The 21994-nt window shown below is 48.4% G+C and carries 20 protein-coding genes; 5 read left to right on the top strand and 15 right to left on the bottom strand.

Features of this window, described 5'->3' with window-relative positions:
• The first annotated feature begins 198 nt into the window (after positions 1–198).
• Complete coding sequence (locus Q1B47_RS03085; protein ID WP_299788443.1) at positions 199–1920, top strand: AMP-binding protein; 1722 nt, start codon at positions 199–201, stop codon at positions 1918–1920.
• Between the two features lie 39 nt (positions 1921–1959).
• Here Q1B47_RS03085 and Q1B47_RS03080 read toward each other — a convergent pair whose 3' ends face one another.
• Positions 1960–3042 carry an AraC family transcriptional regulator gene (locus tag Q1B47_RS03080; protein ID WP_299788440.1) on the bottom strand — a complete coding sequence of 361 codons (1083 nt, stop codon included), beginning with the start codon at positions 3040–3042 and terminating at the stop codon, positions 1960–1962.
• A 108-nt stretch (positions 3043–3150) separates the two neighbouring features.
• Here Q1B47_RS03080 and Q1B47_RS03075 point away from each other — a divergent pair, with 108 nt between their 5' ends.
• Complete coding sequence (locus Q1B47_RS03075) at positions 3151–5169, top strand: NADPH-dependent 2,4-dienoyl-CoA reductase (RefSeq protein WP_299788437.1); 2019 nt, start codon at positions 3151–3153, stop codon at positions 5167–5169.
• Positions 5170–5261: 92 nt separating this feature from the next.
• Here Q1B47_RS03075 and Q1B47_RS03070 read toward each other — a convergent pair whose 3' ends face one another.
• The 3 genes from Q1B47_RS03070 to Q1B47_RS03060 form a co-directional block, all read right to left on the bottom strand.
• Positions 5262–6710, bottom strand: a complete 1449-nt coding sequence (locus Q1B47_RS03070; RefSeq protein WP_299788434.1) for a methyl-accepting chemotaxis protein — start codon at positions 6708–6710, stop codon at positions 5262–5264.
• Positions 6711–7188: 478 nt separating this feature from the next.
• Positions 7189–7701, bottom strand: coding sequence for a DUF1097 domain-containing protein (locus Q1B47_RS03065; protein ID WP_299788431.1), 513 nt, complete (start codon positions 7699–7701; stop codon positions 7189–7191).
• Between the two features lie 346 nt (positions 7702–8047).
• Positions 8048–8692: an MBL fold metallo-hydrolase gene (locus tag Q1B47_RS03060; RefSeq protein WP_299788428.1), complete on the bottom strand. Its 645-nt coding sequence runs from the start codon at positions 8690–8692 to the stop codon at positions 8048–8050.
• 266 nt (positions 8693–8958) lie between these two features.
• Here Q1B47_RS03060 and Q1B47_RS03055 point away from each other — a divergent pair, with 266 nt between their 5' ends.
• On the top strand, positions 8959–10248 hold the full coding sequence (locus tag Q1B47_RS03055; protein ID WP_299788425.1) for an alpha/beta fold hydrolase: 1290 nt from the start codon (positions 8959–8961) through the stop codon (positions 10246–10248).
• 198 nt (positions 10249–10446) lie between these two features.
• On the opposite strand, the gene Q1B47_RS03050 is transcribed toward Q1B47_RS03055, so the two are convergent.
• From Q1B47_RS03050 to Q1B47_RS03035, 4 genes are all read right to left on the bottom strand, one after another.
• A complete protein-coding gene (locus Q1B47_RS03050; protein WP_299788422.1) occupies positions 10447–10842 on the bottom strand; it encodes a DUF4019 domain-containing protein in 396 nt (131 codons plus the stop codon).
• Positions 10843–10945: 103 nt separating this feature from the next.
• A complete protein-coding gene (locus Q1B47_RS03045; RefSeq protein WP_299788419.1) occupies positions 10946–11374 on the bottom strand; it encodes a hypothetical protein in 429 nt (142 codons plus the stop codon).
• 88 nt (positions 11375–11462) lie between these two features.
• Complete coding sequence (locus Q1B47_RS03040) at positions 11463–11906, bottom strand: phosphate-starvation-inducible PsiE family protein (protein ID WP_299788416.1); 444 nt, start codon at positions 11904–11906, stop codon at positions 11463–11465.
• Positions 11907–11971: 65 nt separating this feature from the next.
• Positions 11972–12799 carry a TIGR02391 family protein gene (locus Q1B47_RS03035; RefSeq protein WP_299788413.1) on the bottom strand — a complete coding sequence of 276 codons (828 nt, stop codon included), beginning with the start codon at positions 12797–12799 and terminating at the stop codon, positions 11972–11974.
• A gap of 783 nt (positions 12800–13582) precedes the next feature.
• Between Q1B47_RS03035 and Q1B47_RS03030 the strand changes: the two genes are divergently transcribed.
• Positions 13583–13783, top strand: coding sequence for a DUF4250 family protein (locus Q1B47_RS03030; protein WP_299788410.1), 201 nt, complete (start codon positions 13583–13585; stop codon positions 13781–13783).
• Between the two features lie 16 nt (positions 13784–13799).
• Here Q1B47_RS03030 and Q1B47_RS03025 read toward each other — a convergent pair whose 3' ends face one another.
• Positions 13800–15848, bottom strand: a complete 2049-nt coding sequence (locus tag Q1B47_RS03025) for a DNA topoisomerase III (protein WP_299788793.1) — start codon at positions 15846–15848, stop codon at positions 13800–13802.
• Positions 15849–16004: 156 nt separating this feature from the next.
• Between Q1B47_RS03025 and Q1B47_RS03020 the strand changes: the two genes are divergently transcribed.
• Entirely contained in the window at positions 16005–16274 is a 270-nt protein-coding gene (locus tag Q1B47_RS03020; protein WP_299788408.1) for a hypothetical protein, read from the top strand.
• Positions 16275–16306: 32 nt separating this feature from the next.
• On the opposite strand, the gene Q1B47_RS03015 is transcribed toward Q1B47_RS03020, so the two are convergent.
• The 6 genes from Q1B47_RS03015 to truA all read right to left on the bottom strand — a co-directional run bounded on the left by Q1B47_RS03015 (position 16307) and on the right by truA (position 21915).
• The gene (locus tag Q1B47_RS03015) at positions 16307–16783 is read right to left on the bottom strand and encodes a two pore domain potassium channel family protein (protein WP_299788405.1); all 477 of its coding nucleotides are present in this window, start codon (positions 16781–16783) and stop codon (positions 16307–16309) included.
• 159 nt (positions 16784–16942) lie between these two features.
• A complete protein-coding gene (purF, locus tag Q1B47_RS03010; protein ID WP_299788401.1) occupies positions 16943–18457 on the bottom strand; it encodes an amidophosphoribosyltransferase in 1515 nt (504 codons plus the stop codon).
• A gap of 101 nt (positions 18458–18558) precedes the next feature.
• Complete coding sequence (locus Q1B47_RS03005) at positions 18559–19047, bottom strand: CvpA family protein (protein WP_299788398.1); 489 nt, start codon at positions 19045–19047, stop codon at positions 18559–18561.
• Between the two features lie 113 nt (positions 19048–19160).
• A complete protein-coding gene (locus Q1B47_RS03000) occupies positions 19161–19775 on the bottom strand; it encodes an SPOR domain-containing protein (RefSeq protein ID WP_299788394.1) in 615 nt (204 codons plus the stop codon).
• A gap of 25 nt (positions 19776–19800) precedes the next feature.
• Entirely contained in the window at positions 19801–21060 is a 1260-nt protein-coding gene (gene folC / locus Q1B47_RS02995; protein ID WP_299788391.1) for a bifunctional tetrahydrofolate synthase/dihydrofolate synthase, read from the bottom strand.
• Positions 21061–21129: 69 nt separating this feature from the next.
• Complete coding sequence (gene truA / locus Q1B47_RS02990) at positions 21130–21915, bottom strand: tRNA pseudouridine(38-40) synthase TruA (protein WP_299788388.1); 786 nt, start codon at positions 21913–21915, stop codon at positions 21130–21132.
• Positions 21916–21994 lie beyond the last annotated feature (79 nt).

The following is a 21994-nucleotide window of genomic DNA, read 5'->3' as shown; positions in this document are numbered from 1 at the left end:
ACCCCATTTAATCGACTGATTTAAACAAACGTTTATTTGGGATACTAATTTGTCATCTTAAGTCAGTTCTCGTCACTTCTCATCACCTTGAATATGAGTGATAGTCATCATATAAAAACAAATTTCGCGACAAGCATCACCATGCAAATTGCCCGCTGAGTCACGAACAGAAAGCAGATGAAGAGCTGAGAGGAAAATATGGAAGCATCTTTTTGGGACGGTAAACGCGCTTCAGGAATTAAAGATAATATTAATTTCAATGAATACAGCTCGGCAGTCGAGGCGATAGAAGAAGCCTTCATCAAATATGCTGACAGGCCGGCGTTTACCAGCTTAGGCTATACACTGAGCTTCCGTGAAATAGACGCATACAGCGCCGCTTTCGCCCATTATCTGCAAAACCATACGTCATTAGTTCCGGGCGATGCCATCGCGATTCAGATGCTCAATACCTTACAATATCCTGTCGCCGTATATGGTGCGCTAAGGGCCGGCCTGAGAATCGTTAATACCAATCCTCTCTATACCGAGCGGGAGATGATCCATCAATTCAACGATTCAGGGGCAAAGGCCCTGCTCTGCATGGATGTGTTTGCCAAGTCTGTTGAGAATATTCAAGATCAGACTAACCTGGAGCTGGTCATGGTCGCCAGCCTTGCGGATATGTTACCCGGGGTAAAGCGGGTATTGATCAACTCCACCGTCAAACATATCAAGAAGATGGTCCCGAAATACCACCTGCCTGAAGCCATCTCCTTTCGAAAAGCACTGAAACAGTGTAAGGGTAAGAGATTCACTCCGGCACACCTTTCAAACCCGGATGATACCATCATATTGCAGTACACCGGCGGCACCACGGGCGTGGCAAAAAGCGCAGAGCTGACCAACGCCAACATCATCGCCAATATGCTTCAGGCCGGCTCAGTCGTCGGACAAACCGATGAGCAAGGTAAGCCGTTAATAGACAAAGATAAGCAATCGGTCATGATAGCCCCCTTGCCCCTGTACCATATCTACTCTTTTACCGTACACATGATGGCTTTCTTCAGGCTGGGGGAGCACAGCGTGCTGATAGCTAACCCCAGAGACACAGAGACCTTCATCAAAGCGATGAAGCCGTTTAAGATCACCGGCCTGATGGGGCTTAATACCCTGTTCGTCTCTCTGATGGAGAGTCCGTCTTTCAGGGAGCTGGATTTCAGTGAAATGATATTCACCCTATCCGGCGGAACCGCACTGATAGACGATACCGCCAACAGATGGAAGGCGATCACCGGGGTCGGTATCTCCGAAGCCTATGGTTTAACCGAATGCTCACCCGCCGTATGTATGAACCCCATCAATGGGCAGGAGAGACAGGGAACGGTCGGCCAGGCCCTGCAGGGCACGGCGCTGAAATGCATCAACGCTATCGGAGAGGAGGTTCCCATCGGAGAGCGCGGGGAGCTGTGCATCAAGGGACCTCAGGTGATGAAAGGCTACTGGAACCGCCCTGAAGCCACGAAGGAGTCCTTTACCGAAGATGGTGAATGGTTACTCACCGGAGATATCGCCATCATAGATGATGACGGCTATGTGAGCATCGTCGATCGGGTAAAGGATATGATCATAGTCTCTGGGTTCAATGTCTTTCCCAATGAAATTGAGGCCGTAGTGGCGACCCACCCGGACGTGATCAACTGCGCGGCGATAGGTGTACCGGATCCTAAGCGCGGTGAGGTGGTCAAACTCTATGTCGTGACCAGTAATAACGCCAGTCTCAACGGCGAAGAGATCAAGGATTTCTGCCAAGATAAGCTAACGGCGTATAAGATCCCCAGACTGTTTGAGTTCAGGAGTGAACTGCCCATGTCTCCGGTAGGCAAGATTTTACGCAGAAAACTGAAAGATGAGACAGAGCCGGTAAAAATGACAGCATGAGTGGTGCTCAGATAGAGCGGGAGTATATTCCCGCTCTTTCTATTCGTTTACGCCCTGCTTTAATCTGAATCTGCCCGGAGCCTCTCCGGTCCAGCGTTTAAATGCTCGCTGAAAGGCGGTGGGAGAACCAAAGCCTAACAGATATGCGATCTCACCCAGGGTCAACGCCGTGTCACGCACATAGGAGATAGACAGATCGCGACGGGTCTCATTGAGGGTCTTTTGAAAACTGCCCCCCTCCTCAACCAGCTTACGTCTCACCGTCCACGGAGCCATATTCAGTTGCTCAGAAACCTGTTCCAGAGTCGGTGTCGTTCCATCGAGCAGCGGACCTATGGCCCGGCTGACCTTTTCACTGAAACTCAACCCTAAGCGTACCTTCTCGAGATCTTCATCGGCGCCGCGCCTGAGTAGCTCAAATGTGGGGCCACTTCGATTCAAACAGGGCCAATCCAGTGCCTCGGCTTTCATTACCAAAAAATTATCCGGTTGGCCGAACAGAACCTCGCAGCCGAAAAAATCATCATATTTGTCTGCATAGTCAGGAGCCGGGAACTCAAAACAGACCTTAGCAACCGCATCCTCTCTGCCGGTTAACGCTTCAATGACCCTATACCAGCCAGACAAAACCGAGTCGACAACGAAATGGTTGTATTCATTATAGGGACTGATGGAGTAAAACATTAACGCCCCCTGCCCCTCTTCGATGCCGTAATCACGACACAACTGACGGCCTTTAGCCGGCTCCATGGCAAAGGGGCTGCTGACACAAAACCGGGACTGGCCTCTGGAGTTATATTTATTGAGCAGTTCATAGGTGCTTATCTGCTCACAGGCCTGTTTGAGGTTTTGCGATGCCAATGCCAGCAGGCCGGCGATGCCAAGATTAGTTGGAGTCGTTACCTCTCCCATCACCAGACCAAACCAGGGGGCAGCGCTTTTTACGATGCATTCATGGCCGATACGCATAAACTTTGGGATCGTCACCCTGGCATCGGGTGACGAGAGCGCCACCTGATTGATGGCATATTTAGTCAAGATATCGTCGATATCGATATCCAGTTGCTCCATCGCCTTAATCACTATCTCGATATATGAAACAGAAATATCGCCTAACTTCATCAGCCAGCTCCATGCAAATTACAATCATTCATTTGTAACACTTGGTCATTGGCCAATCCTATCATTCGCTCTATCTTTAACCAAACAGTAAATATCAGGTATTACACTATGAGCACCCCCTATCCCCACTTAATGGAACCTCTGGATCTCGGCTTTAGAACCATCAAAAACCGCGGCTTGATGGGGTCGATGCACACTAACTTAGAGGAAGCCCCCGGCGGCTTCGAGCGTATGGCAGCCTACTACGCAAGGCGCGCGGCAGGTGGAATAGGCATGATAGTCACGGGAGGGTTTGCACCTAACGTCGAAGGGGGGGGCATGCCGAATGCGGCCATGATCGCCACCGATGAAGATATCGAAAAACACAGATTAATTACCGATGCCGTGCACAAAGAGGATGGGGTTATCTGTCTGCAGATACTGCACACGGGACGCTACGCCTACCAGCCTCAACTAGTCAGCTGCTCACCGATACAGGCGCCAATAAACCCATTTGTACCCAAGGAGTTGGATGAAGCAGGGATAGAGAAGCAGATACAGGACTTTGTCAGTTGCGCGCTCAACGCTCAAATTGCCGACTACGATGGCGTCGAGATCATGGGTTCGGAAGGGTACTTCATCAACCAGTTTATCTGTAAACGCACTAACCACAGAACCGATCGCTGGGGGGGCAGTTACCAGAATCGCATCCGTCTTGCACTGGAGATTGTTCGTCGTACCCGGGAGGCCGTGGGCAAGAAATTTATCATCATCTACCGCCTCTCCATGCTGGATCTGGTCGAGGATGGCAGCACCTGGCAGGAGGTGGTCGAGCTGGCTAAAGGGATAGAAGCGGCCGGCGCCACCATTATCAACACAGGGATAGGCTGGCATGAGTCCAGAGTCCCGACAATTGCCACCAGTGTTCCGCGCGCCGCCTTTGTCGAAATAACCAAACGCATGAAGCGCGAGGTCTCTATTCCGCTGTGCACAACCAACAGGATCAACACACCCGAAGTCGCCGAAGCGATCCTGGCGCAGGGCGATGCCGATATCGTCTCCATGGCCCGTCCCATGCTGGCCGATCCCGACTTTATGGTTAAAGCCGCCACAGACAGGGGCGATGAGATCAACACCTGTATCGGCTGTAATCAGGCCTGCCTGGATCATATCTTCCAGATGAAACTGGTCTCCTGTCTGGTAAACCCACAGGCCTGCCACGAAACTGAGTTAATAATAGAACCCGCCTCTGAACCTAAGAATATCGCCGTGGTTGGTGCCGGACCCGCCGGCCTCGCAGCCGCAACTACGGCGGCAAGGCGCGGCCATAGCGTCACCCTGTTCGAAGCCGAAGACAAAATAGGCGGACAGTTCAATATCGCTAAACAGATCCCGGGTAAAGAGGAGTTCAGCGAAACATTGAGGTACTTCCAAAAACAGCTGTCACTCACCGGTGTCGAGCTAAGGCTCAACACCAAGGCGGAGCTGGATAACCTGACCGGTTTCGATGAGGTGTTGCTGGCAACGGGGATCACGCCCCGCCAGCTGTCTCTCCCCGGAATAGACGGCCCTAAGGTACTGACCTATCTCGATGTTTTGAAGCATAAGAAGCAGGTAGGTAAACGGGTAGCTATCATAGGCGCGGGAGGCATAGGTTTCGATGTTGCCGAATACCTGTCTCATAGTGGCCCCTCATCCAGCCTGGACAAGGCGCTTTACATGAAAGAGTGGGGAGTCGACCTGACGGTATCGACACCCGGTGGCATAACCCAAGCAGAGGGTGAGCCCTCGCCCCGTGAGATATTTCTTATCCAACGCAAAAAGACAAAAGTCGGTGACGGGTTAGGTAAGAGCACCGGATGGATCCATCGAACGGTATTGAAAAACAAAGGCGTAAAAATGATCAAGGGGGCCCGCTACGACAAGATAGATGAACAGGGCTTACATCTCACAGTCGAGGGTGAAAGCCAGATTTTAGCGGTAGATAATATTATTATCTGCGCCGGACAGGACTCACACGCAGCGCTGCAGTCGCAGCTTATCGCCAATAATATCGAGGTGACTCTGATAGGCGGCGCCCATATCGCATCAGAGCTCGATGCAAAGCGCGCCATCAAACAGGGAACCGAGGTTGCCGCTTCACTCTGACACCGATCAACTCCGGAACTTCACCTGATACAAAAAAGCCCCCTCACGATATCGAAGTCGATGAGGGGGCTTAACAGATGAGAAACCTACTATCAGGTTAACCTGTACTGACCCAAGATGGTTTCAAGATCGACAGAGGATTGACTCAGCTCGGATGCCAGGGAAACCGACCGCTGCGCCGTCTGCTTAATGATATCTGACTGTTCACGGATATCGTTGAGCTGGGTTGCAATATCTCTGGCCGATACGCTTTGCTCCTCGGCCGATGCCGCGATCTGAGAGCTCATATCAAACACATTGTTGGTTGAGCTTGCCATTGCATCGACATCTTCACCCACAGAGACAATCGCATTACGCCCAAGGTCGGCCTGCTCCACAATTTCGTCAGTAACGGTCGACAGTGTCGATGAGCCGCTTTGTAGCCCCTCAATCATAGATTGAATCTCTACGGTAGCCTGCTGAGTACGGCCAGCCAGAGTTCTGACCTCATCGGCGACCACAGCAAAGCCTCTGCCCTGCTCTCCCGCCCGTGCCGCCTCGATCGCCGCATTGAGTGCAAGCAGGTTAGTCTGTTCAGAGATCCCGTTAATGGTCGTTACCACAGCGCCAATTTCAGATGCGTTTTGAGACAGCTGTGAGACCGACTCAGATGCAGAACCTATCCTGTTGACTAAAGTCGAAATACGCGACACCGCCTCGGAGATCTGTTGCTTACTCACTTCCGCCTGTTCTGAGTTATCTTTGGTCTGCTCAGAGGTATTGGCGGCATTACGCGAGACCTCCTCGATGGCGGCTGTCATCTGATCCATAGCAACGGCAACCGTGTCCAGAAACTGATGTTGTGACCCTATCATCTCGTCGCTCTGTTTAGCCTGTTGATTAAACTCATCCGCCGCCTGAGCCAAGGTGCCGGCATTATTGCCTATCGCCGTCACCATCTCACTCATATTGTCTGCACTACGGTCGATCTCCTTAGCTATCAGGCTGAAGTCATCGACTCCAAAAAAGTTAAGACGTTGAGACAGGTCACCATCGGCCAGACGCTTGATAGCAATATACATATCCCATAGACCGCCACCTAATGAAGTCGATGTCCAATAACTCAGTTGAAACAGCGGCAGCAAGCCTATCAGAGCGACCCACAACATCATACTTGCGTCAGATACCGCCTGGGCTTCCCACTGCTTCACATTGATGCTTAACTGAAGAGACTGTCCCCCAACTCCGGCCGCTACTGTGACCTGATCGCCCTGGCGTGTCGCCTTGTTCTGTCGACCAAGCTGCAAGCCCTGCTGGCTTGCAAACCGGGTCAGATCATCGCCACTGAGATTTTGAGCCGATGCCACCTTGGCAAAGCTATCGACCATCGACTGTGCCCTTGCCAGCGAACTGTCGGCCGCTTGCTGTTTTGCATAGTTTAAGTTAACCAGTGCAATGCTTGTGGTAATGATCGTAACTAAGGCACAAAGAACAAAGAACTTTCCATTCAGGCTTAGCTTGATCATTAGTGCATCAATTTTTCGAAATTCAATCTGTTTCATATTTATTACCAACGCGATTATCTTGAAACAAGATAAGAGCTCTGCTCCTCTGCTCTCACCCGCTCGACATCAATAGTCAATTATTAGATATTTCAGTTGTTATACCAGTCGGCATAGAGGCGTGAACCTGTGAGCGTTACATAGTCGCAGTAAGCACATTCATGCCCCCATATATGACATTCTCAATATCAGACTCTAAGAGTAAAAAGAGAGCTGTTAAGAATGTCGGGAACAAAAAAGACCATGTTGATAGCTGCGAGTGAAGAGTCTGCCAATAACAGGTTTAACCCGGTTGCCGGCGGCTCTTGAACACCTAAGTTCAACCACTCGAGAGCATTTCAGCTGGTTTTTCGACGGCGGGTGTGCTCGAAATTACGCAAACACACCATCACGTTCGCCCCGAATTAACCGGCCACTATTGCTCCTGCCAGCCCTCTCTCTTATGACGATTCGTATTAAGTATAATACCAATACAAAATTATTCAGTCGTTGTACCTGAACTTGTCGTTGGCGTAGAGGTAGCCTGCCTAATCTCTTGCCATTTCAGTTTAAGAGTTATGAGCTGAGCCGTCAGCAGTGTCATGCTGTACCCCAGAAGTGCGCCGAGCAGTAATGCTGGCAGGATATTGGCAACATCGCCGGCCATAGCAAATGTGATGCAGCAGCCGATGAATGCACCAGGTATGAAAGATAGCTTATGATAACTGGCTTGTAAGCACATAGCAGATGTCGCTATGCCGGTGAACAAATACCCCATCAAGGGTGTCTCAAAAAAGCCACTGCCGGTGATAATTAACCAAGCCCAGAAAACACCGGATAGATTGGTACACCAGGTAACGACAACCCCCTGAAAACCAGCCTTTGGTTGAGCGAAATAGGTACTGCAACCTAAAAAGCCTACCCAGGTAACCAGATGAAATGTGTCTGCTACACCGCACCAGACGGCTGCAAGTAATCCTGCCGAAATGGCAACTTGCCAACGATTTTCCATGTATGACCCCTCATTACATTGGAATATTATTTTTGGTTAAATTACTCCCTTTTCTTTAACAAAAATAGGATCCAGGCCATATTTTTAGTATTTACGATTAAAAAATACACTATTTATGGCAAGAAAATATTTTATGTAGTAAAAATACCAACAAACGAGCAACTAAAAATGGCTATTGATTAGTGCCACTATACAGTTAATCCAAAGTGGCATTAATAGATACAGCAAAGATTCATATGGGGTTAAAGTTCTTCTGAGATAAAAAAGCCACAACTGATTAGCCATGGCTTTTCTCTTTTATATCAATTGAATACCTACCGGTTTAACCTTGTAGGCCCAGAGCCATCTAATAAAACAGCTGATCGGCAACGAACGGGTTTTGGTCCCGCTCATTGCCAAAGGTCGAAATTGGCCCATGACCCGGCACAAACTCGACTTCACGGCCCAACGGCCACAGCTTTTTAGTGATTGAGTTGATGAGGTCCTGATGGTTCGAACGTGGGAAATCGGTTCGACCGACCGAGCCATGAAACAACACATCGCCAACCCAGGCCATCTTATCGGCTTCAGAGTAAAACACCACATGGCCCGGTGTGTGACCGGGGCAATGAATAACCTTTAATGTCAGTTCGCCAACGCTGATACTCGCACCATCGTCAAGGTATTCATCCGGAACCAGGATTTCACAGGCCGGGAAGCCAAATTCTTTGCTCTCTTCGGGCAGTGTTTCGAGCAGGAACTCATCGTCCTTATGTGGGCCTAAGACCTGAATACCAAGGTGTTCTGCTAAACGCTTCGCAGCCCCGACATGATCGATATGGCCATGGGTAAGCAGTAATTTCTCAACCGTCACCCCTAGCTTTTTCACTTCGGCTAAGATCCGCTCCAGATCGCCACCGGGATCGATCACCGCCGCTTTCATCGTCTTATTGCACCAGATCAGACTGCAATTCTGCTGGTAGGAGGTTACTGGAATAATCTGATACTTCATTGATTCTTGCCTGCACTTATTCATCATTTTGAGTTGGGCTTCTGCCAAAGGAGTTCGTTTAGCTCTGAGGAGAAAATCCGTTTCGCTAAAGTAATAAGCTTGCATCAGCTAAAAGTAAAGATTACGCCAACTGTATCTATTTCTCTAATAACTCTTTATAAAAGTTTGAACTGAGATGGTACTGGCCTGGTGTGCCATTTGTTATCTCACAATTTTTGTATACAATTCTACCAATTAAACCAATAACAGTAAGAACCAAGGCCCAGATGAAACCTGACTTAACCTTCGCGGGCATAACCGCCATAAAGCACACTTTTACCCTGCCTCTCGATTATGCAGAGCCGAACGGCAGGCAGTTAACCGTATTTGCCAGAGAGCTTTCGAGTCCGGAAAACTCAGGCCAGCCTCTTCCCTTCATCGTCTTCTTTCAAGGCGGTCCCGGCTTCGGCGCTGTGCGCCCCGCCGCCAACGGTGGCTGGATAAAGCGGGCGCTGAAAGAGTTTCGGGTACTCTTGCTGGATCAACGTGGAACCGGGCTCTCCAGCCCGGTCAACTATATCGCCCTGCAGCATATGAACTCTGAGCAACAGGCGGAATATCTGACCCATTTCAGGGCGGACAATATCATTCGTGATGCCGAAGCGATTCGTGAGAAACTCTGTCCGGGAGAGAAGTGGAGTATCTTAGGCCAAAGTTTCGGTGGCTTCTGTGTGCTTAAATATTTAAACGATGCGCCATCGGGCCTGGAAGAGGCGTACATCACAGGCGGGATCCCCTCGCTGACACGCCATGCGGATGAAGTCTACCGGGCAACCTACAAGCGGGTGCTGGCCAAAAATGAAGACTTTTTCACACGCTTTAAAGATGCTCAGCAGCTGGTGAGCCGACTGGCGAACCATATTAGTATTAATGAGGTTAGAATCGCCACGGGCGAACGACTCACGGTCGAGATGCTGCAATTGCTGGGGATCAATATAGGCATGGAGCAGGGCCCGGAGTCTGTCTATTACCTGCTCGAACAGGCACTGATAGAGACAGAAGCCGGAACTGTGGTCAACCCGCTGTTTTTGGCCCATTTCTGCCAGCTGCTGGATTTTAATACCAACCCCATCTTTGCCCTGCTACACGAGAGTATCTACTGTCAGCAGTCGGCATCGAACTGGTCGGCGCAACGAGTTCGAGCCAAGTATGATGAGTTCAACTATATTGAGGGCAAGCCTTTCCTCTTCACGGGAGAGATGGTCTACCCCTGGTTCTTCGAGCAGTTCACCAACCTCAAACCGCTCAAACATGCCGCAAACCTTCTGGCGACTAAAGCGGATTGGAGTGAGCTCTACAATCTCGAAACACTGTCCGACAACACGGTACCCGTAGCCGCCGCCATCTACAGCGAAGATATGTTCGTCGAGATGAACTACTCACTGGAAACCGTCAAGCAGGTGGGTAAATTAAAATACTGGCTCACCTCAGAGTACGAACATAACGGCATACGTATGGACGGCGAACATATCCTCGACCGGCTTATCGCCCTCAACCGGGGGGAGCAGTTGCGATAACCTATCGAGTACTAGTGTCTCAGTACTCAGGTTTCAATGACCGGACATTTCCCATATCTATATGAGTTCGATGTGGGTTAACACTTTAAGATGGGGCAAATACAACTCAACTGCGCAAAGCACCAGCCGAAATGTATTTGTCCCATTGAGTTTGTGAACGACAAAACTGACTTGTTAGCTATATGATCACAATAAACCTTACTTTATAAAGTACCCAACCGCTAGCCAGTGCCCGCTGCTTTTACTAAGTGTCAAAGTTTCTATAGACGTTTTTTTATTTTGGAATTCTGTTTGGTATTGAATCACAAGATATTCCCCGTCAGGTGCACCTGGCAGTGAAGAGTGGTGCTTACTACTTAATTCAGACCGTGAAATAACTTTACCCAATGGCGCACGAACGCCGTTAAGTGCATCCTTCCATTTATCTTGAGTAAGCTGCACTTTAAAAAAGGCATCTGCTTTATTCCAACTCTCGGCATACTTGCCTGCATCTATGATATGGAGCCACTCTTTTGCTGCATTTGGACCTGTACCTCCATGAGCCCACACAAAAGATGAAACACATATGGATAAAATAACTATTAGCTTTTTCATCTGAATTCCTTTTCCTTTTTATTGTAATTACTGAACACAAAATACGGCTAAAGCCGCGAGTAAAGGTACCAGCTGTACACAGAACAACTTTGCCTTGTTAACACTAGTGCTTGAACAGTAGTTGAATCTGGTCGTTAAAATACCAGGTGTTTAAAAGCCATTTATCTTTCGGTTTGTAAAATATGAAACGCCAAACCATGACATGTTTTTCAAATTTTTGGAGATAGACATATTGTATCAGTGACTCCCCAAGCTGCTCCTCCTCTACAAAGTCATAGCCGATAGACTTACCAAATCTTTGTGCGATAGCTGGAATCTTCATATCCATCTGCCCCATTTGCACATCAAATTCTGCAACGGGAACAACAGTATAAGGCCTTAACTTTTCGAGACCATCTTTAAGCTTATCTTTACTTACACTCTCCATCACTGCTTCCGCAAGTAACTGCGCGTCCTCTTTACTCGAAAGCGATTCGGCAGCTTGTACCGATAAAGAAACTGAAAAAATTAGAATTGATATGAAATACTTCATTATGACTCCTTGTCAATGTTAACGCCTTACTACACGAAAAAGAATAGTTGGACTTCATCACAAATCAATGGTCAGCTGATTTTTTTACTCAAACATTTTTACCTCTATAGCTAACCTTTATTAGTGCATAGCAACCACCTAGAGCAAAAATTATAAGCCCCAAGCCAACTATCGACAATGGTTCATATTTTTCTAAATCTAGTAAGATCACTTTTCTAGATACAGCAATAACAGCTACCAGCAATATGATTTCTGCATGAATGACATTTTCCTTAAAATACATTTCTATTGTTTCTATAAGTTCAAAACCAATAAGAATAATAAAGAAGAAACCAAATATTTTAAGTAATTTATCTATTTCAATGTGCATTGCACCACTAGCAGAATCAAATATGTCAGCATAAAGAGCTATCGCAAGCTCAAATATCGAAATCCCAACTACAATATACATAGCAATAAGAACAGAAAATGTCATAAATTTCTTTACAGTACGCATTAAAGAAACTGCTTTGTCGATACGTTCATCTACCATTTAAATACTCCCTAAATGTATAACGCCAAATTCAGTGCGCCGTAGGCGTCACCTGGAATTTCTTGTTACATTTTCCCTTCGTACATTCTCTTGGCTTGAACTGCCTTATCCAGTCTTCGATGAACAAGTGATACCATTGATAAAATATCTAGGGCATCAATTTCTTCAATTTTCCAAGTTATTTTTGGAGCATGAGCTGTCGTATTTCGGAAAGAACCGAACAAGCCTTTTAGTAAGTTCATAAATCCTTTTTGCTCACTTTTCTCACTTTCAGAAACGAGAGCGTTTAAGGCTAAATGCGGAACTCCTTTAAAGGAAAATGCCTCATCTACAAGAACTGCACCGTCTGTATGCAGACCTGTTAAATTTCTAATTTTGTCCGCAACACTCTTTGTTGCTTCAAACACTGCATGAAAATAATTGTCTACAACAAGTTCTTCTCTGCAATATTTCAGAACATCAGGATGGACATTTCTTGCTACCAAATGTTCTTTAAGTTTACTTGCTCTTGCTGCGGCTTCACTTATGGTATTTGACTTTTTTACATATCCAATTTTTCCATCTTCACCAAGGTGAAGCCCAGAGAAACTTAAAATTTGGTTTACCTTGAATCTTGTGTCATTAAACCACTCTAAATTATCGTAGTGTCTGGCTGGATTTAGAGCATTTTGAACAAACACCAAGACGTTGTTTGCGCAACGATCTTGCTCCTGCTTATTCGCTAGAGCTGAATTAAGCCTTTTCCATTTCGTATTTTCAGCATCAATATCATCGATATTTGACTCATACAGTATTTTCCCTATCGCAGCGCCAGTGAAACCACTTGCAGTGTCACCAAGAACCTTAGATAAAGATTCGATAACGCTGAAATCTAATTTCTCGATTGCTGGCATGATACTCCTTGGAAAATATAACAGTTTATTCAATAGCAGCACGACAACGTCCTTTACTGCTTGATCACTTAGATAAAACTATCATCTACAACTCATTGCTGCAAAAGGATTATTTGGATCTTGTGAAGAATAAACACTCACAACTGTCGGTAAAATGGTGCGTATGGGTTTGTGAGTGCCACCTAAGTTTCACAACAAGCTGATATTTAACGGATAAAGCCTAATCGAAGAGAGAACTTTTTTTTGAAAATCAGCCAGTGTAGATGCGGCAGCGGACGTTGATGGCATGGATGCCATCGTCGAGCCTACAGGGCCCATTTTGTTCCATACAAAATTAGGCATTCCCTCCATCCATGGAGGTCAGATGTACTCACGGCGTTTCGCTGAAGTATCTGCACATAAGCACGCTGCAAGCGATAGGTAACCTAGAAGGTACGGCTATAAAAAAACCATTCAAGAACACAACACTAAAATGAGCCAACAAAGAAATGTGAACAAGCTTCATTCGAAGCTAACTCACCACTGGCGGTAGATAACCAATGAAGGCACGGCCTTCAAGCTGGATCCTGAAACAAGTTCAGGATGACAGTAGCACCAGAAGCTAAATCAGAAAATGTAATCAGCCTTCATTCGAAGGCCCCCCCTCACTATAAAAGTGCCCATCTCACACTGAGATGATGGAAATATCAGCCAATTGGTCCCATAGTTAACTAATAGCGGCGAATACGATGCCGACTTAACCATACTATTTACTACTTGCTACTTACCGAGCCGAGGTAAACCATGATCAATATACCCAACTTAGAGCAGCTGCCTGCGGAGATCCTCGTCGGCATCGCCAACGAACATCTCAGACTCAACTGCAAGGACAGACAGTCTCTGTTCTATGATCTCGATATCCCCGGCTCGGTACTGGAGCAGAAGCTCAGCGATTCGGGCTTTGAGTACGATATTCTGGCGAATCAATATCGCTCGATAAAGTAGGCTTAACCCATACGTCTTAGTTATTAGTTTTACTCTTTGTACTAGAGCGCTTCTTGGTAGCTGCACTACCTGAAGCCGATGTGGTCTTTTTGCGCTTGGTGCCAGATGACTTACTGTAACGCTTCTTTTTGAAACTATTAGCCGGCGCCTTTACCCCCTGCAGCGCCGAAGGTAGCTGAGCCCCCGCCTGTGTGATTAACCCCGACAGCGAGTCGATAAGTGGCGACATGAAACTTAAATATTTAGCCTCCTTTCGACTGATCGCGTCTAAATGACTCTCCCACAGCGCCGTCATATCGGGCGTAGTCGCGCTCGCAGGCAAGCTGTTGATTAACCCCTTCCCCACCTCAGTTGCAACAATAGACTTTCCCTGCCGGGTCAGAAAGCTGCGCTTAAACAGCAGCTCGATAATACCCGCACGGGTGGCTTCTGTGCCCAGCCCATCCGTCTCTTTGAGTATTTTTCTGATCTCGGGATCGGTGACATAGCGGCTGATCCCCGTCATCGTACTCAGCAGCGTCGCATCGGTAAAATGTTTAGGCGGCTGAGTCTGTTTCTCCACCAACTCCCCATTTCCCGAATGTAACCGCTGGCCTTTGACTAAAGGCGGCAATACCTGACCCGAGTCCTCGTCATCTTCACCGTTATCGTTACTGCTTTTTTCAGTGTCAGGGTGGCCTGTCGACTTTTGTCTGTCACTGTTTCTGGCAAATAACTGCTTCCAGCCCAAAGATTTTTCCTGTTTCGCCTTAGTCTTGAAATTCCCCCCCTCGATTAACACATGCACCTCAGTTTCACTATAGAGATAGGGGGGATAGAACTGCGCCAGATACTGACGGGCGATCTGCAGGTAGATCTGCCGCTCGCGATTGCCCAGTTGAGACAGGTTCGCGGTTTTCTCGGTTGGAATGATGGCGTGGTGCGCATCCACCTTCTTGTCATTCCACGCCTTGGATTTAATCCCGGCATCGGGCGGAGTCACGCCCTCCAGCAGCTCTGCAGCACCGGCACTCACCGCCGAGATGACCCGGGGCGCTTGCTGAAATTGCTCCACAGGTAGGTAACGGCTGTCCGATCTGGGGTAGGTTATTAACTTATGCCGCTCATAGAGGGCCTGGCAGGTATCCAGCACCTCTTTAGCGCTCATGCCAAAGCGTTTAGCGGCATCGATCTGTAGTGATGACAGGCTATAGGGCAAGGGGGCAGCCTGTTTCTTATCTTTTTCCAGCACTTGCGTCACTTCGGCGCTCTTATCTGTGATTCGGCCAACGACATTTTGCGCTAAGCCTTTCGATAGCACCCTTCCCTCTTCATCCATGTATGGCCGACACGCCTCGCTGGGCTGCCACTTGGCTTTAAAGCGTTCCTCGTTTTCGGTTACCAGGTTGGCCAACACCTCATAGAAGGGCTTAGAGACGAAGTTCGCGATCTCTTCATCGCGCTTGACCACCAGGCCCAGTACTGGCGTCTGCACCCGACCGACCGAGAGTACGCCCTGGTACCCCACCTTGCGTCCCTGAAGCGTATAGGCGCGGGTCATGTTCATGCCATAGAGCCAGTCGGCACGGGAGCGGGCCAACGCCGAGGTCGATAGCGGAATAAACTCACGGTTACTGCGCATCTGCCCCAGCGCCCGCTTGACCGCCTGAGGGTTCAAATCGCTGATAAGCAGGCGTTGAGTATTATTAAGCTTCTCCCCCTTAACCCCAAGGTGGGCTATCACCTCATCGACCAGTAACTGCCCTTCTCTGTCAGGGTCTCCCGCGTTGACAAGCTGTGAGGCCTTTTTCACCAGGCCTCTGAGCACGGTAAGTTGCGAGCGGGTCTTGCTCTTAGGTTTCATCTTCCACTGTTCGGGGACGATGGGGAGGTGCTCAAACTTCCACGACTTGAATTGGGGATCGTAATGATCGGGCTCGGCCTGCTCCAGCAAGTGACCGATACACCAGGAGACACAATCGCCGTTAGCAGCCATGATGTGGCCATCACCCTTCTTGTGGGGCTTAGGTAGTACATCGGCAATCGCGCGGCCAAGGGAGGGTTTTTCGGCAATATAGAGGATCATCAGAGGATTGGCACCAAACACTGTATAAATTACCAGTAACTTTAGCCTAAACTCCTTTTCGCCGCAATCCCTCGACGATGGCTAATGTAAATTTAATTGAGAACCGTTCTCATTTAAATATAAACTCCACCCATCATTTACCGCTAAGGATGAGAGATGTTAGCCACCACAGACCAAACGGGCAGTAGCTTGGACAAGCTGTTGCTCTACCATTTTCTGCTGGTTACCGGCGTGGCTCTGCTGGGCATACCCGTGATTACCCAGGATAAAACCTTCGGGTTGATGCTACTGCTCTCCATACAGATAGCACTCACCTGTATCAGCACCTTGATAGGGCTCAAAGTGGGACACAGGCTGAACAGGGGCGCAGCAACGCTGCTGTTCGGTATCTGGATGCTGGTGTGGTTGGTACATCTGTTGCGTTAACCGCAGGCTCTCGCTTTACCGGCGGTCTGGAATCAAATGCTCTGTTTTCGCTTTATCCCCTCGACATGCAAAATCAGTGCGTCCACGGTATCTTTCAGCAGATCCAGCTCCTCTATATCCAGCTCGGTTAGCTGCTCAAGGTTGTACTCAATCGTATCTATTATCTGTCTGTGAGGACGCTGTAGCGGCCTCATAAAATAAGCGGTAACCGTGGCCACGATAGTCCCGAAGAACAAGGTTGAGCCAATTACGATCCAGATTCCACCTAAGATGTGAGCCGCACCGGAGATCGGCGCATCGGCAATTCCAGCCGTGGAGAAAGCCGCTACGCCCCAGTAGAGTGCATCACCGTAGGAGTGGATAGCCGAGCCGCTGACATTTGCTTCGAACAGATAGAGCCCGGCCGCGAAAATCAGCCACAGCACTATCAGCAAGGCAAGCATCTCAACAAATGGGGTATGGACAGAGATATCTTTAATAAACCGCGCCGAACGTTTGCTCTTTTTCATCATCTACACCTCTGCGCCCAAAACAAGCAGTTCTCTTAACTCTAGAACTCAGGCACAGTTTCACCAAAGATAAACCATAAAAAAAGCCAGCTTCTGTTAAGAAAGCCGGCTTCTGTTTGTCGCATCTTCAGCTCAGCCAAGATGCCTTTGGTTCATCCCTTACGGATGACAGACGTTGTGTAACTCCAGGTTCGTACCGATATCTTTGCTGCGATTAGCCTTAGCATCATCGTTACGTAACTTAGTGATATGATCCAGATAGTTCTGGTCTACATCATTGGTGATGTAATTACCATCGAAGACCGAAGTTTCGAAGCGTTTTATCTCCGGGTTCTCCATACGAACCGCTTCGACTAAGTCTTCAAGGTCCTGGAAAATCATGCCGTCTGCACCGATCATCTTGCTGATCTCATCTACGTCACGGCCATGGGCGATAAGCTCGGCGGCCGTTGGCATGTCGATACCATAAACGTTAGGGAAGCGAATTTCCGGCGCCGCGGAGGCGAAGTAGACCTTCTTAGCCCCGGCTTCACGTGCCATCTCGATGATCTGTTCCGATGTGGTACCACGCACCACAGAGTCATCGACCAGGAGCACATTCTTACCTTTAAACTCGACACCTATGGCGTTGAGCTTGCGACGAACTGATTTCTTTCGCTCCTGTTGACCCGGCATGATAAAGGTTCGGCCGATATAGCGGTTCTTAACGAAACCCTGACGGTAAGGCAGGTCAAGATTACGGGCGATCTCTAACGCGGTATCACAGGAGGTTTCCGGGATTGGGATAACCACATCGATATCGTGATCTTCCCACTCCTTCTTAATCTTCTCACCCAGTCTGGAGCCCATGTTCACACGACTACCATAGACAGAAACCTTATCTATGGTCGAATCGGGGCGTGCAAAGTAGACAAACTCGAACAGGCAAGGCGCATAGCTTGGAGACTCGGCGCACTGACGGGTAAACAGCTGGCCGTCTAAGGTGATATAGATAGCCTCACCGGGTGCAACATCGCGCATCAACTCAAAGCCTACCGCATCGAGTGCAACACTCTCAGAAGCCACCATATACTCGGTGCCCTGCTCGGTTTCATGTTTACCCAACACGAGTGGACGAATTCCAAACGGATCACGGAACGCCACCAGCCCCTGACCAACGATGAGCGCCGCAACGGCATAGGCACCACGGGTCAGCGAATGAACGTTTGCTATCGCATCGAACACTTCATCTTCGGTTAACTTCTGGCTATCACTGTGATGTAGCTCATCGGCCAACAGGTTCAACAGGATCTCTGAATCCGAAGTGGTGTTGATATGACGGCGCTGTTTTACCAAACGCTCATGCAACTCCTGAGTATTGGTCAAGTTACCGTTATGGGCTAACGAAATACCAAATGGAGAGTTAACATAAAAGGGTTGAGCTTCTGAAGCACTGGAGCTGCCGGCGGTGGGGTATCGGACATGGCCTATTCCCGTGTTGCCCTGCAAGCGCTGCATATGTTTAGCTTCGAATACGTCTTTTACCAGACCATTGGCTTTACGTAATCTAAACGCACTACCATCAACAGTCACGATACCAGCAGCATCTTGTCCGCGATGCTGGAGTACAGTTAATGCATCATAGATAGGCTGATTAACCGATGTTCGGCCAACTATTCCGACGATACCACACATGGGTAGGTTTCCTCATTGTAAGATGTTCTGATAATTATAATCTTGAGCTACCGAAAGCCTGACAGAGCACCGACGGTAACATGATAATGCTTATATGCATTTTATATTTTGGGTACAAAGCTAGACGTGTTTTCTATGTAGTCGAAAAACCACTGAATAACGACGCCAAATTCGGGGACGAGTTGCGAACTCTGCCACCAATCTGTATTGGGTGCTCCTGTAAAAGCATCCATAAAAAAGAGTAAAGCACTCACAATTAAGGCGCCTCTTAAAGCACCGAAACATAATCCAAGGACTCTGTCAGTTCCCGATAAACCCGTTTTATCGACTAACTGACCGATGAGATAATTCACTAAGGCACCAAGAATCAAGGTCGCGACAAAAAGTATCATGATAGCGACACCATTGCGGAGCATTTCATCTTGCATTTGAGTTAGGTATACAGCGAGGTCTTTATAAAACTGACTCGCAACGAAAAAAGCAGCAAACCAAACCACGAGAGACATGGCTTCTTTTGCAAAGCCGCGAAGCAGACTGATTAAAGTCGATACTCCGATAACGGCAATTATGGCGTAATCAATCCAAACCATTTAAAAGGTGATCCAGCATAAGGTTTAAGACGGCGCGATCTTACCAGAGACGGAATATATTCTCACCCTATTGATGAGAATATATTGTTTTTGTGTCTGATTTCAGATTTTGCTTAAGAAGCCGTTGGATCGTAGGCAACGATACGGCCTTTCAGTTTTGTCAGCTTTTCAATACCGGATTGAAGAGACTGCAACTTTGACTTTGACAGCTCAGGTCCGACAAAGACCTTGGTTAATTTACCATCCACAGGCGTTGCCGGAAGTGTGTAGGCATTAAAGCCTTTTGCTCTTAACTGCTTCACCAGGCCTTGCACATTGGCCGCATTATTGAAGCTGCCCAGCTGCAGGGTATAAGCAGACGATGAGTTATTGGCAGGCTTTTTATCGGCCTTGGCAACCGATTTAACCTCTTTGGCGGGCTCGCGCTTTACCGTGGTGGCTTCATCTGCTCCCTTGCTCCCGCCACTCTTGTCGCCGCTGACACTCTGTTCGGTAGACTCTGGCTCGGTACCTGCCGATTCAAAGACCCGCTCTTTCTCACTCAGATCGACCGCCACTAAGGCTTCTTCCGGTAGGGAGGCGGGCTGAACCTCAGGCCTTAGCGGGATCTCAGAGAACTGCTCTACCTGATGCTCTTTCTTACCATCTAAGATATCGGGCAGAAAGATAACACCTAAGGCAACGAGCACTATGATACCGACGAGACGGTTCTGAAAATGACTAGACAAGGTTATATCCTTAAAACCAAATTAATTAATTGATTATACAGTTTTTAAATTCTGCAACAGTGAAGAAAGAGCCAAAAACGATGACCAGGTCCTCATCGCCTACCTGTGACGCAACCGACTGCCACGCCTGAGCTACACTCCCGTATACCTGAGCATCACACTGATTCGATAACCCCGCTTTTAACGCTTCGGCCGAAGCCGTTCGCTCGGTTTGCAGCGGAGCAAATGCCCAATGATCGACTTGTGGCGCAAGAATATTGATAACTTCGGCACTATCTTTATCTTTTAGCATGCCACATATCGCAAATAAACGCTTAGGTTTATACACTGCGAGGCGACTCGCAAGATAGCGTGCTGCATGGGGATTATGAGCCACATCCAGCAAAATAAAAGGCGCTTCGCTGACCGTTTCTAAACGGCCACCTAACCTAGCCTCGCCCAGCGCCTGCTTGATCACATCAAGCGACAGTTCCGGCCAGCCATGTTCTATCACCGCCAGGGCCGTCGCGGCATTAGGCAACGGGAGCTGAGGCAGAGGCAGCGAGTCGAGTGTCAAGAGACGGCCATTAAACTCCCAGGTATGGGATTCCGGGTCTACCCGATAGGTGAAATCCCGGTTAACGCGATAGATGTTTGCCCCAACCTCTGCGGCGACATTGAGAATTGAGGTAGGCGTGTCTGGCTCCCCTACGATTGCAGGTTTTTGGTTACGGAAAATGCCAGCCTTCTCACGGCCAACCAAGTCGCGTGTATCACCCAGATACTCCTGATGATCGATATCGATCGAGGTCACGACACTGATATCGGCATCGACAATATTGGTTGCATCTAAACGGCCACCCAGTCCCACCTCCAATAAGATGACATCCGGTGCAACGGCCTTGAAAATATAGAGTCCAGCCAGAGTCGCAAACTCGAAGAAGCTCAGTGAGATCTCACCTCTGGCACGGTTGATGGCCTGAAAGGCTTCGATAAAAACTGAATCACGGGCGTCTTCACCATTGATCCGCACTCGTTCATTGTAATTGAGCATATGGGGCGAGCTGTAAACGCCGACACTCAGACCTGAACCAAGCAGGATCTGTTCGATAAAGGCGCAGGTCGTCCCCTTACCATTCGTCCCGGCAACTGTGACCACTCGAGTGCCCGGTAACTCCCGCAACCCCATGCGATCGGCGACCTCAGATACGCGAGCCAGTCCCATCTCAATCTCGGTTGGATGGATTGCCAAAAGGTAATCTAACCAGTCATCTAAACTTGCATCTTTTACAGGAGCTTTAAGCATATTTTACTGTTCTTATCGATAAAAAATAACATCACGGAGTGGCGTGAATAACGATACGCCGCAGATATGTCAGTCCAGCATAAACAGAGGTCCTAAGGCGTGCTTAGGCAACTCATAGCGCTCGGGATAGGTCACATCGACCATATATAAGCCATTAGGCTTGGCCGTTGGTGCCGCCTGACTGCGATCTTTTAACGCCAAAAGCTCGGTGACCCACTCAGGACGTTGATTACCCAGACCAATCTCCAGTAATGTGCCGACAATATTACGCACCATATGATGCAGGAAGGCATTCGCTTTTATATCGACACAGATATACATCCCCTGACGGGTAACATTGACCTCATGGACATGTCTGAAAGGCGACTTAGATTGACAATGAAGCGCCCTGAAGCTGGTAAAGTCATGCTCACCGACAAACTGCTGCGCCGCCTGATGCATAGTTTTTTCATCGATCTTGCCCCGATAGTGGCTCACGCCCGAACGTAAAATGCCGGGACGAAGATCGTAGTTGTAGATCATATATCTGTAGCGTCTTGCCGTCGCCGAGAAGCGGGCATGAAACTCATCATCGACAATCTTTACCCACTTGACCGCAATATCATCGGGCAGGTTAACATTGACCCCCAGGGTCCAGGCAGACTCTTTACGTATCGCGTTGGTTTCGAAATGAACCACCTGACCGGTTGCGTGTACGCCTGCATCGGTTCTGCCGGCACAGTGAACCGTAATGGGTTCATTGGCTATCTTAGACAGGGCTCGCTCCAGCTGAGCTTGTACTGAATCAACTTCAACCTGTCTCTGCCAGCCATAATACTGACGGCCATCATATTCGATACCTAACGCTACTCGCATACAACCTCTTTGAACATATAAACCATCGACGCGAAACGAGTCGATATAACCTAGTTTGGGCGCTGGATTCTAGCATATT

The organism is uncultured Shewanella sp., from assembly GCF_947501225.1.
In the GTDB taxonomy this organism is placed as follows: Bacteria; Pseudomonadota; Gammaproteobacteria; order Enterobacterales; family Shewanellaceae; genus Shewanella.
Note: the sequence above shows the minus strand (reverse complement) of the source record. Positions and strands in the feature narration are given on the sequence as shown.

Excerpts from the sequence above, each read along its gene's own strand:
- Q1B47_RS03085 (WP_299788443.1), top strand. The coding sequence starts at position 199 with ATGGAAGCATCTTTTTGGGACGGTAAACGCGCTTCAGGAATTAAAGAT.
- Q1B47_RS03080 (WP_299788440.1), bottom strand. The coding sequence starts at position 3,042 with ATGAAGTTAGGCGATATTTCTGTTTCATATATCGAGATAGTGATTAAG.
- Q1B47_RS03075 (WP_299788437.1), top strand. The coding sequence starts at position 3,151 with ATGAGCACCCCCTATCCCCACTTAATGGAACCTCTGGATCTCGGCTTT.
- Q1B47_RS03070 (WP_299788434.1), bottom strand. The coding sequence starts at position 6,710 with ATGAAACAGATTGAATTTCGAAAAATTGATGCACTAATGATCAAGCTA.
- Q1B47_RS03065 (WP_299788431.1), bottom strand. The coding sequence starts at position 7,701 with ATGGAAAATCGTTGGCAAGTTGCCATTTCGGCAGGATTACTTGCAGCC.
- Q1B47_RS03060 (WP_299788428.1), bottom strand. The coding sequence starts at position 8,692 with ATGAAGTATCAGATTATTCCAGTAACCTCCTACCAGCAGAATTGCAGT.
- Q1B47_RS03055 (WP_299788425.1), top strand. The coding sequence starts at position 8,959 with ATGAAACCTGACTTAACCTTCGCGGGCATAACCGCCATAAAGCACACT.
- Q1B47_RS03050 (WP_299788422.1), bottom strand. The coding sequence starts at position 10,842 with ATGAAAAAGCTAATAGTTATTTTATCCATATGTGTTTCATCTTTTGTG.
- Q1B47_RS03045 (WP_299788419.1), bottom strand. The coding sequence starts at position 11,374 with ATGAAGTATTTCATATCAATTCTAATTTTTTCAGTTTCTTTATCGGTA.
- Q1B47_RS03040 (WP_299788416.1), bottom strand. The coding sequence starts at position 11,906 with ATGGTAGATGAACGTATCGACAAAGCAGTTTCTTTAATGCGTACTGTA.
- Q1B47_RS03035 (WP_299788413.1), bottom strand. The coding sequence starts at position 12,799 with ATGCCAGCAATCGAGAAATTAGATTTCAGCGTTATCGAATCTTTATCT.
- Q1B47_RS03030 (WP_299788410.1), top strand. The coding sequence starts at position 13,583 with ATGATCAATATACCCAACTTAGAGCAGCTGCCTGCGGAGATCCTCGTC.
- Q1B47_RS03025 (WP_299788793.1), bottom strand. The coding sequence starts at position 15,848 with ATGATCCTCTATATTGCCGAAAAACCCTCCCTTGGCCGCGCGATTGCC.
- Q1B47_RS03020 (WP_299788408.1), top strand. The coding sequence starts at position 16,005 with ATGTTAGCCACCACAGACCAAACGGGCAGTAGCTTGGACAAGCTGTTG.
- Q1B47_RS03015 (WP_299788405.1), bottom strand. The coding sequence starts at position 16,783 with ATGAAAAAGAGCAAACGTTCGGCGCGGTTTATTAAAGATATCTCTGTC.
- purF (WP_299788401.1), bottom strand. The coding sequence starts at position 18,457 with ATGTGTGGTATCGTCGGAATAGTTGGCCGAACATCGGTTAATCAGCCT.
- Q1B47_RS03005 (WP_299788398.1), bottom strand. The coding sequence starts at position 19,047 with ATGGTTTGGATTGATTACGCCATAATTGCCGTTATCGGAGTATCGACT.
- folC (WP_299788391.1), bottom strand. The coding sequence starts at position 21,060 with ATGCTTAAAGCTCCTGTAAAAGATGCAAGTTTAGATGACTGGTTAGAT.
- truA (WP_299788388.1), bottom strand. The coding sequence starts at position 21,915 with ATGCGAGTAGCGTTAGGTATCGAATATGATGGCCGTCAGTATTATGGC.